The sequence below is a fragment of the Rhodococcus quanlei genome (assembly GCF_055231015.1).
In genome coordinates, this window is sequence record NZ_JBUYWD010000003.1 from 55,606 (window position 1) to 70,789 (window position 15,184).

Here is a 15,184-nt window from a genome sequence, read left to right on the forward strand (position 1 = left end):
TGCTCACCTTCTGGGCGCGACTTCCCCGATCAATTCGTCGATCCGGTCACGGCCGAATGGCGCACCAGGAAAGTCGGCGACACGTCCGATCGGCATCGAGCCCATCATCTTCAGCAAACTGGGATCGGCGAACATGGTGGGTCCGACCGACTCCATCGCCTGGCGCAGGGCGGCGGCGCCGACAGGATGGTCGAACCATTCGTCGATCGTCGATTCCGCGGTCAGAACCGGCAACGGCGCGTCCCCCTCGACCGTGACGGCACGGTGGGCACGCAGGTCTCGCGACGATGCGCCGACGAACACTTGATACTCGCCGCCCTCGACCACCCACTGCCCCAACGAGGTATCGAAGTACGAAAGATCTGCCCAGGGGAGATCGATCGTCACCGTCCGGTTTTCTGCCCGTGGCACGAGTACGTTCGCGAATCCCTTCAATTCGCGTGCTGGGCGTTGCACGGACGAACCAGGAACGCCGACGTACACCTGAATCACCTCGCGGCCGTCACGATCCCCGGTGTTGGTTACCGTCGTCGTCACCGCGAGCCCGGATACGGACGGACGAACCGACATATCGCGGTAGTCGAATGCCGTGTAGGACAATCCGTGCCCGAAAGGAAATTCGACCGGGATGTCCCGTGCGTCGTAGTGGCGATACCCGACGAACAGCCCTTCCCCGTAGCGAACGTGGCCGGCCTCGCCGGGGAAGTTCAGATAAGCCGGGGTGTCCTCGATCCGCACGGGAACAGTTTCGGTGAGACGGCCGGACGGATTGACCACCCCGAACAGAACATCTGCAAGTGCACCCCCTCCTGCCTGGCCGAGCAACCAGCCTTCGACTACCGCCGACGGCCCGTCCACCCATTCCGACACACGGACCACACCGCCGTTCGACAGCACCACAACCACACGCTGATTGACTTCGAGGATCGAACGAAGGAGCGCGGTTTGCTCGTTCGGGAGTTCGATGTCCTTGCGATCGAAGCCTTCCGATTCGACGTCCTCGGGCAGCCCGAGAAATACGACTGCCGTATCCGCGGCGGACGCAACCGCCACTGCTTCGGCCGCAAGCGCTGCAGAATCGTCCTCGCTTCCGGGGACGAATCCGGCAGCGAAAGTCACCGGGGACGAACCGGCGAGCACACGAATCTCGTCGAGCGCATTGTCCAGCCGGGTCGGTGCGATCTGCGAGCTTCCCGCTCCCTGGTAACGCGGTGTACGGGCGAACTCCCCGATCACCGCGATGCGACTTCCACTATCGGGCTCGAGGGGCAGCACGACGTCGTTCTTCAGGAGGACGACACTGCGCCCTGCCACTTCCCGCGCCAGCTGGTGGTGGCTGTCAACGTCGAATTCGGCACCGTCTGCGGTGTTCGCACGAACCTTGTCCACCAGCGCGAGCACCCGACCTGCAGCGGAATCGAGAACGGACTCCTCGACGTCACCGGACTCGATCGCCGCGACCACTTGTGTGTCCGTGACGCCGCCACTCGACGGCATCTCGAGGTCCAGTCCCGCAACCAGTGCGGGCACCCTGTTCGCCACAGCTCCCCAATCCGATACGACCAACCCGTCATACCCCCACTCTCCGCGGAGAACGTCCGTGAGGAGCCAGCGGTTCTGCGACGCGTACGTACCGTTGATCCGGTTGTACGAGCACATGACCGTCCACGGCGACGTGTGCCGAACCACATGCTCGAACGCCCGCAGGTATATCTCGCGCAGCGGCCGCTCGTCGACGTCCGAGCTGACACGGAGACGGTCGGTTTCCTGATTGTTCGCGGCAAAATGTTTGACCGATGCCCCCACACCGTTGGTTTGCAGTCCGTTGACCACTGCGGCCGCGAGGCGCCCGGTCAGGATCGGGTCTTCGGAGAAGTACTCGAAGTTTCGCCCACACAACGGCGAACGTTTGATGTTCATGCCAGGGCCCAGCAACACTCCGACGCGCTGCGCCTTCGCCTCTACCGCCAGCGCCGTACCGACTCGCTCGAGCAGTTCCACGTCCCAGCTCGAACCGAGCGCCACAGCGGGCGGAAAGCAGGTGGCGGGAATACTGTCGCCGATACCGAGATTGTCACCTCCCTCCGTCTGCTTGCGCAGACCGTGCGGACCGTCGGTCATGAAGACGGATGCGATACCGACACGGTCGATTGCTTCGGTCTCCCAGAAGTTCCGGCCACTGGTGAGTGCCGCCTTCTCCTTCGTGCTCAGATCGGCGATACGCGGATGAGTCACCATCGAGTGGTCTCCGTTCGAAGTGCTGGGTAGGACAGAAGTCGCCCCCAGGCTACGGACCGGTAGCGTTTCGCGCCCCGGATGCAGACCTGCAGATCTCACCGATCCGATCAGGAATCGAGAAGCGCCAGGTACGCGACCCCGATTAGTCTCGGTGTCATGACGGAGAAAACACCTGGAAGGACGGACTCCGATCGGCCAGTGGTCGGTTTCGAAGGTCACATTAAGCAGATCGGTGACAAGACCATAGTGCGGTTCCCGGACGACGCGAGCACCAGGCTTCCGTCGCGAGGCCAGGTGGCGGTCACCGCGTCGCTGAACGATCGTCCCTTCTCCGCGGTTGTCGAACCTGATGGCAGGCGTGGGCACTGGCTCCCAATCGACGAGGAGTTGCAGCGCGCCTTGGGGCTCGGTACCGGCGACATCGTGACAGTCGAGGTCGAACCGACGAAGAACTGGCCCGAGCCCGACGTTCCGGAGGACTTGAAGTCTGCGTTGGCCGATACACCGGACATCGTCGAGGTGTGGGAGGACATCACACCGATGGCGCGCTGGGAGTGGGTGCGCTGGATCAAGGCCACCAGAAACCCTGCCACACGCGAGCGACGAGTCGAAGTCGCGATGTCGAAGCTGGAATCCGGTAAGCGCCGCCCCTGCTGCTTCGATCTCTCGTCCTGCACCGACCCGGACCTGTCGAAGAACGGCAAGCTGATGGACGCAGAGTGAGCGACTCTTGTGGGGCGGGCGGGGCTCGAACCCGCGACCAATGGATTATGAGTCCACGGCTCTAACCGACTGAGCTACCGCCCCAGCGCGAAGGTCCCCTCGCAGCGAGACTGAATGCTACCGCCACGCCGGCACCACCGGACACGCGGCACCCGCCCTCACATACGAGAGAAGGCCCGCAGATTCCATCTGCGGGCCTTCTCTTCGGTGCTCCCCCGGCTGGACTCGAACCAGCAACCGTCCGATTAACAGTCGGAAGCTCTGCCAATTGAGCTACAGGGGATTATTCTTGCGTGCTTCGCCGTCTCCGGCGTTGCGTGGAAGACTTTAGCCTATTGCCCCACCCAAGTACCAAATCGCCTGCCGAACGAGACATCAGGCAGGATGGTGGAAGTCCATGTGCACTGGGAGGAAGCGGGAATGATGCGGTTGTTGATCGGTATCGCGGCAGGGTACGTCCTGGGTACGCGCGCAGGACGCGCACGGTACGAACAGATCAGTAAGGCAACCAAAGCGGTGGCCACCAGTCCGGCCACCAAGAAGGCGTTGCAGATGTCGCGTCAGCGCCTGTCCGATTCGCTGAACACGAGACCGAAACTCGAGCCCATGCGTCCGATCGACGAGGACACGACGGTCATGGTCCCGCAGGACCAGCTGAAGAAGAAGTAGCGCAGGGTCAGCCCGCGAGTCCGTCGCTGCTGGTGTCGCCGATCGCCTGATCGAGCAGACTCCGACGGTACTGCTCGAGGGCCACCAGGTCGCCGAGCAACGAATGGAACTCGTCCGACTCCGTAGCGGGCGAGACTCGCTGCAGCCTCGACTTCAACTCGGCTACCTGCTCTCCCACCCACACTTCTTGCAGGCGCGCGAGAACCCCGGAAATGTAGCGGGGAACGGTGTCTTCCTCTGCCGGCAGCGACTCGACTGCCAGTTCGGACAACAACGAGGTCGTCACCGGATCTTCGAGACCACGGCCGACGGCTTCGAGCCATTCCGCACCGCCGAGCCCGGCGCTCGCGCCTCCCGCGGTGGTCATTGCGTGGCGAATGGCCGAGTACGCCGGGTGTGTGAACGTCTCGGCCGGCAACGAATCGAACACCGTCCCCGCAATCGCTGGGTACTGAAGTGCTGCCTTCACCGCTTCCCGTTGCGGCCACAATGCGGGGTCATTCGGCCGCGGTCGGGGAATGCCGACCGGCGCGGCAGACTGCGGTTCGGGTTCCTGGCGAATCCGACGCCGCGACGATGCCGGTGCTCCCCCACCCTTGGCTCGCCGTTGCGCCTCCTCACGAACCCGGCGCCGCACGGTCGGGATGTCGTCCCAACCCACCCAACCGCACAATTGGACGGAGTAGCTGTCGCGCAGCGTGGTTTCCTTGATCTGTGCGACCACGGGCACCGTCCGCTTCAACGCCTCGACGCGCCCCTCGGCTGTCTCGAGATCGTGCTCGGTCAGCATCGACTTGACGACGAATTCGAACATCGGAGTACGTCGGGCCACGAGATCGCGCACCGCACCATCACCCGACTGCTGACGCAATTCGCACGGGTCCATACCGGCGGGCGCGACGGACACGAATGTCTGCCCCGCCATCTTCTGGTCACCTGCGAAGGCCTTCATCGCGGCTGCTCGACCGGCGTCGTCACCGTCGAAGGTGTAGATGATCTCACCGCGAAAGTAGCTGTCGTCCATCAGAAGACGTCTCAGCATCGACAGGTGATCGTCTCCGAATGCGGTACCGCAGGCGGCGACAGCCGTCTTCACTCCGGCGAGATGCATCGCCATCACATCGGTGTAGCCCTCGACCACGACCGCTTGATGTCCCTTGGCGATGTCGCGTTTCGCGAGATCCAGCCCGAAGAGAACCTGAGACTTCTTGTACAGCATCGTTTCCGGCGTGTTGACGTACTTGCCGGGCATGGTGTCGTCATCGAACAATTTGCGGGCACCGAACCCGATCACGTCACCGGAGAGGTTGCGGATCGGCCACAACAGGCGCCTGTGGAAACGGTCGATGGGTCCGCGCCTGCCCTCACGCGAGAGTCCCGCCGCCTCGAGCTCTTTCACCTCGAACCCCTTGGACAGCAGATGCTTGGTGAGCACATCCCAGCCGGCGGGGGCGTAACCGCAACCGAAGGTCCGCGCGGCCTGCTCGTCGAAATTCCGCTCGGTCAGGTAATCGCGTGCCGCCTGCGCGTCCGGTTCCTGTAACCGCGCCGCATAGAACTCCTGCGCGGCTGCGTTGGCGGCCACGAGCCGGGCACGGGTGCCGCGATCACGCTGAACCGAGGTGCCACCACCCTCGTACGAGATCGTGTAGTTCACCCGATCGGCGAGTTGTTCCACCGACTCCACGAAGCTGACGTGGTCGATCTTCTGCAGGAACGAGTAGACGTCACCGCCCTCCCCACAGCCGAAGCAGTGATACGTGCCGTGATTCGGACGCACATGGAATGACGGCGACTTCTCGTCGTGGAAGGGGCACAATCCCTTCATCGAATCCGCGCCGGCGCGTTTCAGCGAAACGTACTCGCCGACGATGTCCTCGATACGGGTGCGGTCGCGGATGGCCGCTATGTCGCGATCGGGGATTCTGCCAGGCACGCCGACAGTCTAGGCGCTAGCGGTTCGAGGGAGCCGGTACGCCCACGAAGTCAGCCCCAGCCGGCCTGCGCTCCCAAACTCGCCTTGTCGACACGCTCGAGCCGGCTCTCGGTGTACGACGCAATCTGATCCACGATCACTCGCACCCGGGCGGGGTCGCTGTCCGCAGCCTTCCACGCCGGAAGCAACAACGGGTCGAGTCCGGCCGGAGCCGTGGTCAGCAACCATTCCGCCACCCGATGCACCCGGTCCCGCTGACGATCCTGGCGCGCCCGATGACCTCGGTCGGACATGACGTAGTGCAGCGCCACCGTCTTGAGAAGTGCGACCTCGGCAGCCACCACCGGCGGGATCTCGAGATCCGCATCGTAGCGCGTCAACAGCCCAGTCCCGTTCACCTTCAGCGTTCCGCCGATCGCTGCCGTAGCGAAGCGGCCGACGAGCTCGCTGGTGAGGTTCTTCAGCGCCACGGAACTGGTCAATGTGCCGTCGTAGCGGCCGACCTCCGACACGACAGGCAACCGCGACAGACGTCTCGCTGCCTCCACCAGGTCGTCCACGGCCAACCCGGAGAACTCGGATGCGCCCAGCGACGCCAGTGCACGCTGCTCCGTCGGGTCTGCCAGTGATCGCAGGTCGATGCGCCCGGCTATGACACCGTCTTCGACGTCGTGGACCGAATACGCAACGTCGTCGGCCCAATCCATCACCTGAGCTTCGAGGCAGCGCCGACCGGGCGGCGCATCGTCACGCACCCAGTCGAGAATATCCGCGTCGTCGTCGTAGGCGCCGAATTTGGCGCCCGGCTTCGGCCTCGTCCACGGGTACTTGATCGCGGCGTCGAGTGCCGCGCGCGTCAGATTCAGACCGGCGCTTCCGCCTGCCGCGTCGATCACCTTCGGTTCCAGGCTGGTGAGGATCCGAAGGTTCTGCGCATTTCCCTCGAATCCGCCGCAGGACTGAGCCACCTCGTCCAGGGCCTTCTCGCCGTTGTGGCCGTACGGCGGATGACCGATGTCGTGCGCGAGGCCGGCAAGGTCGACCAGATCCGGATCACACCCGAGTCCGTCCGCGATCCCCCGCCCGATCTGCGCCACCTCGATCGAATGCGTCAATCGCGTACGCGGTGTATCGCCGTCCCGTGGTCCGACCACCTGGGTTTTGTCTGCAAGCCGACGCAGGGCCGCCGAATGCTGAACGCGGGCACGGTCACGGGCGAAATCGGACCGGCGAGGCGCGATACCCTGCTCGGCGCCCGGTAGACCAGCCCGTTTGGCTGCCTCCGGTACTCGCCGTTCGAGATCGTGTTCGGAGTACACGCCGCGTGATGCCGAGAAAATTGCTGTCATCGAATGCTCAATATCCAACGTTGTAGTGGAAGTCTGCCGAGAAGTGTGTGAGCTGATACCACAGGAGTGCGCCGGTCTCGCGCACGATCCCGTGAAACTGCGACTCGCGCGTGAAAACTGCCGGACCCTGGCGTGTCGGCGAAGTCCAGGCATCGATGCCCGCGTCACGAGCCATGGTGCGCGCGCGCAGCGAATGCCAGGGATCGCTCACCAACACCGCCGTGTTGATTCCCTGAGACGCCATTTCGTCCCGGACGGCCTCGATACTGTGCAGGGTGTCCGACCCCGTTTCGACCGCGGTGATGTCGTCGGCAGGAACTCCGCGGTCGGTGAGAAACATCTTCCCCGAAGCGGCCTCCGTGTATTCGTCCCCCTCTTGCTTGCCGCCGACGGTGATCACTTGGGGCGCCACCCCACGTTCGAACAGCTTGTATGCCTGTTCGAGGCGAGCTTCGAACACCCAGGACGGCGTTCCGGAGTACTGGGCCGCCCCGAGCACCACGATCGCGTCTGCCGGGGTGGTGTCGTCGATGCGCGCCACCTGCCACACCCGTACCGCAGTGCCACCCACCAGAACGAGCGCCATGAGGATGCTCCCGAGCAGCAGACGCCGCATCCAACGGAAGAACCCGTCCACCGCACCGTTACGCGTGGAGGTATGCGTCACCGCGTGCTGCTTGCGATCCAGCGTTGAGTTCACTCCACGAGTCTGCCAGTTCGCGGCAAGGTGGCACGATCTCGACTCGCCAAAACTGACACATTCGCAGCCGGATCAACGCTGGTCTGCGCGGCGACGAAAGAAGTCTGCGGTCTCGTTGTCGGACGGATAGAACGCCTCGATGGCGATCTCGGACAGGGTGACCTCGCGCGGTGTTCCGAACACTGTCGTCGTACTGAACATGGACAGTTCGACGCCGTCCACCCGGTATCGCAGGGGAACAAGGAGAGACTGCGATGCCGGCGCCGACGAATCGTGCCCCCGCGATTCGTCGGCGCCACCCGGGTAGGTGCACAACTCGTCGTGCAGATTCGACAACGCTGCATCCCCAGCCGCCTCCGCCTCGTGTGCCAAGCGATCGAGAAGGTGTGCACGCCACTGTCCCAAGTTCACTATTCGCGGCGCCATTCCCTCGGGGTGCAAACTCAAGCGCAGGACGTTCACGGGCGGCTCCAACAGATGGCGCGAAGCCCCTTCCATCAGTATTCCGGCGGCATTGTTGCCGGCCATCAGTTCCCAGTTCCGGTCCACGACGACGGCAGGGAAGGGTTCGTGTGCTGCGATGATCCGGTCGATCGCGTCACTGAGAGCTGCCATCGGAATGTCCGAAAGCGTGTGCTGCGGATAAGCAGGCGCGTGCCCGCCCGCGAGCAGCAACGTGTTCTGTTGCCGCAACGGCACTTCCATGCATTCCGCGAGACGCAAGATCATGGCCCTCGTCGGCTGCGACCGACCGTTCTCGATGAAGCTCACATGCCGGGCAGAGACACCCGCACGTGCCGACAACCCCAGTTGGCTGAGACGACGGCGGTCACGCCACTCCCGCAACAGGATTCCGACGGGCCGCTCCAGATCGGTCGTGGTCATGAAACCAACCTATCGACCTGCGGTAACGCGGTCCATTACCTCTCGGGTAATCGACACTGCGCCACGGCGACTGCACTGTGGTCTCACACCGCTTCGCCGCCAAGGGCAAGCCTCCACGAGTGAAAGGCCGCACCCATGAATCATTTCCACGAACAGGCTCCGGCATACGGCGTCGCTCACCTGCGCAGCGTGAACATGGGACCCGAGATCGTCGAATATCTGGAACGGATCGATGCAACGCTCGTTCCGTTCGGCGGCAAGTTCCTCGTTCACGGTGCAAAGTCCGACGTTCGCGAAGGCGATTGGTCCGGCAATCTCGTCGTGATCGAGTTCCCCGACATGGCGAGCGCCGCCGGATGGTACGAATCGCCCGCATACCGCCAGCTCATCCCGCTACGCGCCGACAACTCCGATGGCACAGTCTTCCTGGTGAACGGTGTCGGCCAACCCCACAAGGCCACCGACATTCTTGATTGAACAGCACGAGAGCGGTTCCCCGGCAGGGAACCGCTCTCGTGTCGTGGTGTGGTCAGGCCCCGATGAGGCGTGCCGCCAGGTAGCTCTCGACCTGGTCCAACGCCACCCGCTCCTGCGCCATGGAATCACGTTCACGCACCGTGACCGCGTGATCGTCGAGCGTGTCGAAGTCCACCGTGATACAGAACGGTGTGCCGATCTCGTCCTGACGACGGTAACGGCGGCCGATGGCACCGGCGTCGTCGAACTCGACGTTCCAGTGCTGACGCAGCGTCGCCGCCAGGTCCTTCGCCTTCGGCGTCAGATCGGCGTTGCGCGACAGCGGGAGCACTGCCGCCTTCACCGGTGCGAGACGGCGATCGAGACGCAGCACGGTCCGCTTGTCGACCCCACCCTTGGCATTGGGAGCCTCGTCCTCGGTGTAGGCATCGACAAGGAACGCCATCAACGAGCGAGTGAGCCCTGCCGCAGGCTCGATGACGTACGGGGTGTAGCGCTCGCCGGTCGTCTGGTCGTAGTAGTTGAGTTCCGTACCCGAGTGCTTGGAGTGTGTGGACAGGTCGAAGTCGGTGCGGTTGGCCACGCCTTCGAGTTCGCCCCATTCACTGCCCTGGAAGTGGAAGCGGTACTCGATGTCGACCGTCCGCTTGGAGTAGTGCGAGAGCTTGTCCTGCGGGTGCTCGAACAGACGCAAGTTGTCGCGGTCGATACCGAGGCCGGTGTACCAATCCATGCGGTAGTCGATCCAGTACTGGTGCCACTCTTCGTCGTCGCCTGGCTTGACGAAGAATTCCATCTCCATCTGCTCGAACTCGCGGGTGCGGAAGATGAAGTTTCCCGGCGTGATTTCGTTGCGGAAGCTCTTGCCGATCTGGCCGATTCCGAAGGGCGGCTTCTTGCGCGAAGTGGTGAGTACGTTCGCGAAGTTGACGAAGATGCCCTGCGCCGTCTCCGGACGCAGGTAGTGCATGCCCTCTTCGCTCTCGACGGGCCCGAGGTACGTCTTGAGCATCATGTTGAAGTCACGCGGTTCGGTCCACTTGCCGACCGTGCCGCAATCCGGGCAGCCCAGGACGTCCATCGGCACGTCGTCCGGGTTGTCGAGGCCCTTCTTCTCCGCGTACGCCTCCTGCAGGTGATCCTGGCGGTGACGCTTGTGGCAGTTCAGACATTCGACGAGCGGATCGTTGAACACGCCCACGTGCCCGGACGCCACCCACACCTCGCGGGGCAGGATCACCGACGAGTCGAGTCCGACGACGTCCTCGCGGCTGGTGACCATGTTTCGCCACCATTGCTTCTTGATGTTGTCTTTGAGTTCGACGCCGAGCGGACCGTAGTCCCAGGCGGACTTGGTGCCGCCGTAGATCTCACCGCACGGGAAGACGAGTCCACGCCGCTTGGCGAGGTTGACGACGGTTTCGACTTTGGACTTGGGTGCCACTCGGGTGCTCTCCATCTGGGTAATAGATGCATGGTTCACGTGCGCTTTTCGGCATTCAGCCTATCTGTCCGAACTTCGCGCTCCTATCCGCCCGTTATCTCGACGACGCGGTGCAGCGTGTGGGTCTACCGGCAGCCGTCGCGGTAGACCCACAACTGGGCCGTGCCCGCGACCACGAGGGGCCGGTAGGTCCAGACCGTCACGGCGCCCTGGCCGGAGCGCTGCGCGGCGGTCACCAGGTAACAGGAACGGCTTCCGGGGAACTTCCACGATCCTGGCGGGGACATACCGACGGCCGAGTGGTGTCCGTTCCACTCCAGTCCGGAGTTGACGTCGGTCGCCGGGACACCCATCGCGACCATGCGCTCGGCTGCCTCCCATCGGGCGGAGTCATAGGCCAGACCGGCCGCGGTGATCAGCAGCGAGACAACGGCCAGAACTGTCAGAGCAGCCGCAGCAGGCACCCGCTCCGCCAGGCGGGCGAAGGGCCGGCGTTCCGAAGGCTCCGACGGGGCTTCCGTCCGTTCGGCCAGGATTATCGCCAGCATCGGCGGCAACGCCAGAAGCCAGTATCGATCGAACAGGTTCTGCCCGGTCAGCGCGGTCGCGAGATTGCCCAGCACCATCAAAACCCCGAACACGCCAAGCACCGGGTCGGCCCTGCGGAACCGCCGCATCATTATCCCGGCGAGCAGGACTCCCGAACCGCACGCGAGTGCCACGACAACCCACCACAGTGCGGTCGGAAAGACCACCTCGGGGCTGCCGTTTCCCGCGGCCCGGTACGGCCCGGCGGGGTCGAGGTAGTTGCCGAGGAAGAAGTTCTCCACACTGCCGTGGTAGAGCGCAACCGCGGCGACGACGGCGGCTACGGCGGAGGCGGCAAGCGCGCCACACCCCCAGCGCCAGGGGCGCGCGACCAGCAGCACCGCCGGCGCCGATGCCAGAGCCAGCAGGAAGTAGCCGTCGACCAGTGTGTTTCCGCCGACTTGCACCAGACCCTCCGGCACTGCCAGCACTGGTGGGTCACCCGCATCGTAGGAGCGGCGCCACAGTTCGAATCCCACGGCTGCGGCGAGGAAGATCGCGGTCGTGAAGGCCACCGTCCTGCGACGCACTCGCTCCGAGCGCCACGCGGCCACGGCAGCGAACAGCAACACTGCGGCGGGTGCTGCGAGCGCCTGCTCACGGATCGTGAAACCCCAGAATCCGACAGCAGTCGATACCGCCAGCAGCACCGTCGACTCGTTTCGCAGCGCCCTTCGCCCGACGGCGAGGCAGACCATCATCGCAGCCATGGCGGGCACGTCGAGCATGAAACTGGTGGCGAGCAAACCGAATCCCGGCCAGATCGCAACGATGAGCGCGGCGAACGCGGCACGCACCCGGTCCACCGTGTCGACGAGAAGGTCGTACACCGCCGCGAGCGTGACCACGCCCAGCAGGGCGACGAAGACGTGTTGGGCGATCAACCATCGGGCGAGCGGTCCCAACACCAAGAACTGCCCGAACAGTGCAGAACGGTTCCATCCGAGCAGTTCGATGTTTCCGGTACTACCGAATGTCTGCGCGATCCGGCTGTACGACCACGCATCGTTGTGCGGAATGGACAGGCCGCCAGTGATCATCGCCAGCGCCAACGGCACGAGTACTCCGAGCAGTCCGGCCGCAGCGAACGATAGCCAGACGATCCGGCTCGGAGTTGCAGCGCGGCTTCTCCCCGCACGTGGGAGCTCGTTCGGGGATGTCGACACGGCGCTGGGAAGCAGCGTCCGAGTCATATCCACCCTTTCGCCGTCAGATCACCCACCGGCCGACATTGTGGACGTTATCACCGCCTCGAGCCCCACCCTGGCAGGACACGAAGGCACTTCCGGGCAGGCGGGACGGCGGGAGGTACGTAGTTGACATGCGTGGTTATGCATATAAAAATGGAATCGGTTTGCAATAAGGTGACGGAAACCAATCCTCCGTCACCGCGAAGAAGGGTGCCACTGTGAGCGTTACCGAAACCGGTGAACCTGCCGTGGCCGATCACGCTGCCACCATGCACCCAGTCGACGCGCATCCCCACGACAGGTTCGACGCACCCCCCGCCCCGGTCCCGTCGAAAGAAACGTTGGCGGCGGCCGGTGACCTTTTGCGCGCGCTGGCCGCGCCGGTCCGCATCTCCATCGTGCTGCAACTGCACGAGTCCGACCGCTGCGTTCACGAACTCGTGGAGGCCTTGGGCGTCACCCAACCACTCATCAGCCAGCACCTACGTGTTCTCAAAGCCGCGGGAGTCGTACGCGGCGAACGGAACGGACGTGAAGTCATGTACCGACTGGTCGACGACCATCTGGCACACATCGTCGTGGATGCCGTCGCCCACGCCGAGGAAGGATAGAACTGTTGCCCCAGCACGCCGGCCGGGCGGAGGTGGGAATCCGCTCGACAAAGCAGCGCAGCGCGATCTCCGCTCTTCTCGACGACATCGAAGAGTTCCGTTCTGCGCAGGAGCTCCACGATGAGCTACGCAAGCGCGGCGAAGGAATCGGCCTCACCACGGTTTACCGAACACTGCAGGCCATGTGCGATTCGGGAACCGTCGACGTACTCCGCACCAACACCGGTGAATCGATGTACCGCAGATGCTCGTCGGGGCATCACCACCACCTGGTGTGCCGCGAATGCGGTTTCACCGTCGAAGTCGAAGGACCCACCGTCGAGCAGTGGTCGCAGTCGGTCGCCGAATCCAATGGGTTCACCGACATCAGCCACACCGTCGAGATTTTCGGTGTCTGCTCGGAGTGCGCGTCCGCATAGACGGCGCCGAATCAGCCGGTACGGCTCAGGGTCCTGGATATCCAGGCCCTTGAGCCGTGCCGCATCGTGCGCTCCGCACTTGTCGTCGATCAGGGCTGACCGGTGAAGTACTGGTAACCCGCATCGATGAGCGGTTGCCCACCGGTGTTCACCAGTCCGGCAACACCCCCGACAGCGGCGCCGATCAGCACACCCGGGATACAGCCCACGAAAACACCGACGACGCATCCGACCACGAGGCCGATACCGGCGCCTACCGCAGCGCCGACTCCACCACCGAACGACGCACGGTTCAGTTCGTTATGGAAGTTGGCAGCGGCGTTGATGTCCTGCAAGGACAGCGGACTCACCGCGGTCGCCTCGGACGGGTCGGTCTCGGGGGTGAGGGTAAGGCTGTGACCGTCCGCACCGAGCAGCGCCTCGATGTCGAACTCCTGATCGTTCACGCGGTAGCTCAGCGGCACCGATCCGACGATCTCGCCCTCCGCGTCGACCACCGAGACCACGTCCGAGTCCTTCTCGAGGCGGAACATGCCGGCATCGAGCACGGTGGTGATCGACTTCCCGTCCTCGGTCACGGCAACCTGATAGTCGACACCCTGATCCACACCCTGGACCAGGGCAGGTTTGTCAGATGCTGCGGGCTCTGCGTGAACCGTTCCGGCGGTGACCCCCATGGCGGCAACTGCAAGAGCAGCGGTTGCAGAAAGTTTCCCGAACTTCATCAATGCAATACTCCCCGGTCGGCCCGGGGTCGACTCCCCGGGAACTCCGAAGCACAATAGCCCATTTCGGACAAATTCGAGCCGCAGTTTCTGTCAGGAGCGGACAGTGCCCCCAGTGTTCTGCTGCCTCACAGATTGACATCGCCGACCCTGTTGTGGGCGACTAGGGCACGATCCCGATCCCGATGTTGATGCCGCAGTGCAGTTCGGCCACCCGCTCATCCGAACGCCCCTGCTCCCCCGCGCGCTCCTTCAACATTCCCCTCAACCTCTGTTCGACCGCTGACTTCTGCTCGGGTGTCAGGTCCGCAACGAAACGCGCGCCGATCGGATTGCTGAACATGAAGGTGTTCAACAGGTGTTCAGCAGAGTCGAATCTCGTGTGACATGTTCTGCGATGGACGGCCACATCACGCAGGCTCGCGTCGGTCAGCCTGCTGTACAAGACCTCCGGGTCGGCAACCTGAAACGGCAACGGCGGCGGGTCGACCGGCAGTGGTGTGAATGCGGGCACGACCGCCTGCATCGCCCTCATGACGAATCCGATGAACTCGACCATCGGCGGCGGCCCGAAACAGACGAGTACGACGCGCCCGCCGCGCCGGGTGACTCGCATCATCTCGGCGAGGCCCATTGCCAGATTCGGAAACGACGACACCCCGTTGACGGAGACGGCCACCTCGAAGTTGTCGTCGTCCAGGTCGAGGGCGGTGCCGTCCATCACCAGGCCTTCCACGCCGGTCAGCCCTTCGGCTTGCGCCCGTTCGTTCAGCAGATCGATCATGCGAGGCGAGATGTCGGTGGCAACCACTTGGGCACCGACTCGCGCGGCAGGAAAGCTCAGCGCCCCGGTTCCGGCGGCAACATCGAGCAATCGCATCCCCGGTCGGAGGTCGAGGATGCGTAGCGCTTCCTGCGCAATAGTCGCGGTTTCCGGGGTAACGAACTCGTCGAAGCCGCTCGCCAGCCCGTCCCAGGCAGTACGGATCCGGTCGGTTGTGGGCGTGCGCTGCGTTTCCATGACGTGCCCCCATCGGGCTTGATCGGACGATTCGGCCGAATCAACAGTCCTGTTCTCTGATGGTAGTCCTCGGGCAGACGAGCGACGACCTGCTCGACGATCACGTGGTCGCTCTTGCGTCGGGCGGTTGACGGCTGACCGCGAGCAGTGCCGAGCTGTGGAGCAGGGTTCACCGCGAGTTGGTTACTGTTCCATGAGCGCGGGAGACG

General features: G+C 64.0%; 14 protein-coding genes and 2 tRNA genes. 5 read left to right on the forward strand and 11 right to left on the reverse strand.

The window, feature by feature from the left end; translation table 11 throughout:
- Positions 1-3: 3 nt before the first annotated feature.
- A complete protein-coding gene (locus ACZI8Q_RS02080) occupies positions 4-2,238 on the reverse strand; it encodes a glycoside hydrolase family 3 C-terminal domain-containing protein (RefSeq protein WP_463371844.1) in 2,235 nt (744 codons plus the stop codon).
- Between the two features lie 156 nt (positions 2,239-2,394).
- On the opposite strand from ACZI8Q_RS02080, the gene ACZI8Q_RS02085 reads away from it, so the two are divergent.
- On the forward strand, positions 2,395-2,961 hold the full coding sequence (locus ACZI8Q_RS02085; protein WP_463371845.1) for a YdeI/OmpD-associated family protein: 567 nt from the start codon (positions 2,395-2,397) through the stop codon (positions 2,959-2,961).
- Between the two features lie 10 nt (positions 2,962-2,971).
- On the opposite strand, the gene ACZI8Q_RS02090 is transcribed toward ACZI8Q_RS02085, so the two are convergent.
- A tRNA-Ile gene (locus ACZI8Q_RS02090) sits at positions 2,972-3,045 on the reverse strand.
- Positions 3,046-3,171: 126 nt separating this feature from the next.
- Positions 3,172-3,244: transfer RNA gene (locus ACZI8Q_RS02095), tRNA-Asn, on the reverse strand.
- A 137-nt stretch (positions 3,245-3,381) separates the two neighbouring features.
- Between ACZI8Q_RS02095 and ACZI8Q_RS02100 the strand changes: the two genes are divergently transcribed.
- Complete coding sequence (locus ACZI8Q_RS02100) at positions 3,382-3,630, forward strand: hypothetical protein (protein ID WP_463371846.1); 249 nt, start codon at positions 3,382-3,384, stop codon at positions 3,628-3,630.
- Between the two features lie 7 nt (positions 3,631-3,637).
- On the opposite strand, the gene dnaG is transcribed toward ACZI8Q_RS02100, so the two are convergent.
- From dnaG to ACZI8Q_RS02120, 4 genes are all read right to left on the reverse strand, one after another.
- Entirely contained in the window at positions 3,638-5,566 is a 1,929-nt protein-coding gene (gene dnaG, locus ACZI8Q_RS02105) for a DNA primase (protein WP_463371847.1), read from the reverse strand.
- 50 nt (positions 5,567-5,616) lie between these two features.
- Positions 5,617-6,915 carry a deoxyguanosinetriphosphate triphosphohydrolase gene (locus tag ACZI8Q_RS02110; RefSeq protein WP_463371848.1) on the reverse strand — a complete coding sequence of 433 codons (1,299 nt, stop codon included), beginning with the start codon at positions 6,913-6,915 and terminating at the stop codon, positions 5,617-5,619.
- A 7-nt stretch (positions 6,916-6,922) separates the two neighbouring features.
- Entirely contained in the window at positions 6,923-7,531 is a 609-nt protein-coding gene (locus ACZI8Q_RS02115) for a YdcF family protein (protein ID WP_463371930.1), read from the reverse strand.
- Positions 7,532-7,687: 156 nt separating this feature from the next.
- Positions 7,688-8,500, reverse strand: a complete 813-nt coding sequence (locus ACZI8Q_RS02120; RefSeq protein WP_463371849.1) for a helix-turn-helix domain-containing protein — start codon at positions 8,498-8,500, stop codon at positions 7,688-7,690.
- Positions 8,501-8,635: 135 nt separating this feature from the next.
- Here ACZI8Q_RS02120 and ACZI8Q_RS02125 point away from each other — a divergent pair, with 135 nt between their 5' ends.
- Positions 8,636-8,977 (forward strand): DUF1330 domain-containing protein, encoded by a 342-nt coding sequence (locus ACZI8Q_RS02125; protein WP_463371850.1) that lies wholly within the window; start codon positions 8,636-8,638, stop codon positions 8,975-8,977.
- Positions 8,978-9,029: 52 nt separating this feature from the next.
- Here ACZI8Q_RS02125 and ACZI8Q_RS02130 read toward each other — a convergent pair whose 3' ends face one another.
- Together ACZI8Q_RS02130 and ACZI8Q_RS02135 are read right to left on the reverse strand one after the other, a co-directional pair.
- Positions 9,030-10,421 (reverse strand): glycine--tRNA ligase, encoded by a 1,392-nt coding sequence (locus ACZI8Q_RS02130; protein ID WP_463371931.1) that lies wholly within the window; start codon positions 10,419-10,421, stop codon positions 9,030-9,032.
- A 125-nt stretch (positions 10,422-10,546) separates the two neighbouring features.
- Complete coding sequence (locus ACZI8Q_RS02135; RefSeq protein ID WP_463371851.1) at positions 10,547-12,202, reverse strand: glycosyltransferase family 39 protein; 1,656 nt, start codon at positions 12,200-12,202, stop codon at positions 10,547-10,549.
- Between the two features lie 266 nt (positions 12,203-12,468).
- On the opposite strand from ACZI8Q_RS02135, the gene ACZI8Q_RS02140 reads away from it, so the two are divergent.
- Together ACZI8Q_RS02140 and ACZI8Q_RS02145 are read left to right on the forward strand one after the other, a co-directional pair.
- Positions 12,469-12,810: an ArsR/SmtB family transcription factor gene (locus tag ACZI8Q_RS02140; protein ID WP_463371932.1), complete on the forward strand. Its 342-nt coding sequence runs from the start codon at positions 12,469-12,471 to the stop codon at positions 12,808-12,810.
- 5 nt (positions 12,811-12,815) lie between these two features.
- Positions 12,816-13,229 (forward strand): Fur family transcriptional regulator, encoded by a 414-nt coding sequence (locus tag ACZI8Q_RS02145; protein WP_463371852.1) that lies wholly within the window; start codon positions 12,816-12,818, stop codon positions 13,227-13,229.
- Between the two features lie 89 nt (positions 13,230-13,318).
- Here the strand turns inward: ACZI8Q_RS02145 and ACZI8Q_RS02150 are convergent, their stop codons facing one another.
- Positions 13,319-13,954, reverse strand: a complete 636-nt coding sequence (locus ACZI8Q_RS02150) for a hypothetical protein (protein ID WP_463371853.1) — start codon at positions 13,952-13,954, stop codon at positions 13,319-13,321.
- 163 nt (positions 13,955-14,117) lie between these two features.
- Positions 14,118-14,975: a class I SAM-dependent methyltransferase gene (locus tag ACZI8Q_RS02155; RefSeq protein ID WP_463371854.1), complete on the reverse strand. Its 858-nt coding sequence runs from the start codon at positions 14,973-14,975 to the stop codon at positions 14,118-14,120.
- Between the last annotated feature and the right edge of the window lie 209 nt (positions 14,976-15,184).

Bases quoted from the DNA above. Each gene is read 5' to 3' on its own strand.
- ACZI8Q_RS02115 (WP_463371930.1), bottom strand. From the start codon at position 7,531: ATGCGGCGTCTGCTGCTCGGGAGCATCCTCATGGCGCTCGTTCTGGTG.
- ACZI8Q_RS02110 (WP_463371848.1), bottom strand. From the start codon at position 6,915: ATGACAGCAATTTTCTCGGCATCACGCGGCGTGTACTCCGAACACGAT.
- ACZI8Q_RS02150 (WP_463371853.1), bottom strand. From the start codon at position 13,954: ATGAAGTTCGGGAAACTTTCTGCAACCGCTGCTCTTGCAGTTGCCGCC.
- ACZI8Q_RS02125 (WP_463371850.1), top strand. From the start codon at position 8,636: ATGAATCATTTCCACGAACAGGCTCCGGCATACGGCGTCGCTCACCTG.
- ACZI8Q_RS02155 (WP_463371854.1), bottom strand. From the start codon at position 14,975: ATGGAAACGCAGCGCACGCCCACAACCGACCGGATCCGTACTGCCTGG.
- ACZI8Q_RS02120 (WP_463371849.1), bottom strand. From the start codon at position 8,500: ATGACCACGACCGATCTGGAGCGGCCCGTCGGAATCCTGTTGCGGGAG.
- ACZI8Q_RS02140 (WP_463371932.1), top strand. From the start codon at position 12,469: ATGCACCCAGTCGACGCGCATCCCCACGACAGGTTCGACGCACCCCCC.
- ACZI8Q_RS02085 (WP_463371845.1), top strand. From the start codon at position 2,395: ATGACGGAGAAAACACCTGGAAGGACGGACTCCGATCGGCCAGTGGTC.
- ACZI8Q_RS02100 (WP_463371846.1), top strand. From the start codon at position 3,382: ATGATGCGGTTGTTGATCGGTATCGCGGCAGGGTACGTCCTGGGTACG.
- ACZI8Q_RS02080 (WP_463371844.1), bottom strand. From the start codon at position 2,238: ATGGTGACTCATCCGCGTATCGCCGATCTGAGCACGAAGGAGAAGGCG.
- ACZI8Q_RS02135 (WP_463371851.1), bottom strand. From the start codon at position 12,202: ATGACTCGGACGCTGCTTCCCAGCGCCGTGTCGACATCCCCGAACGAG.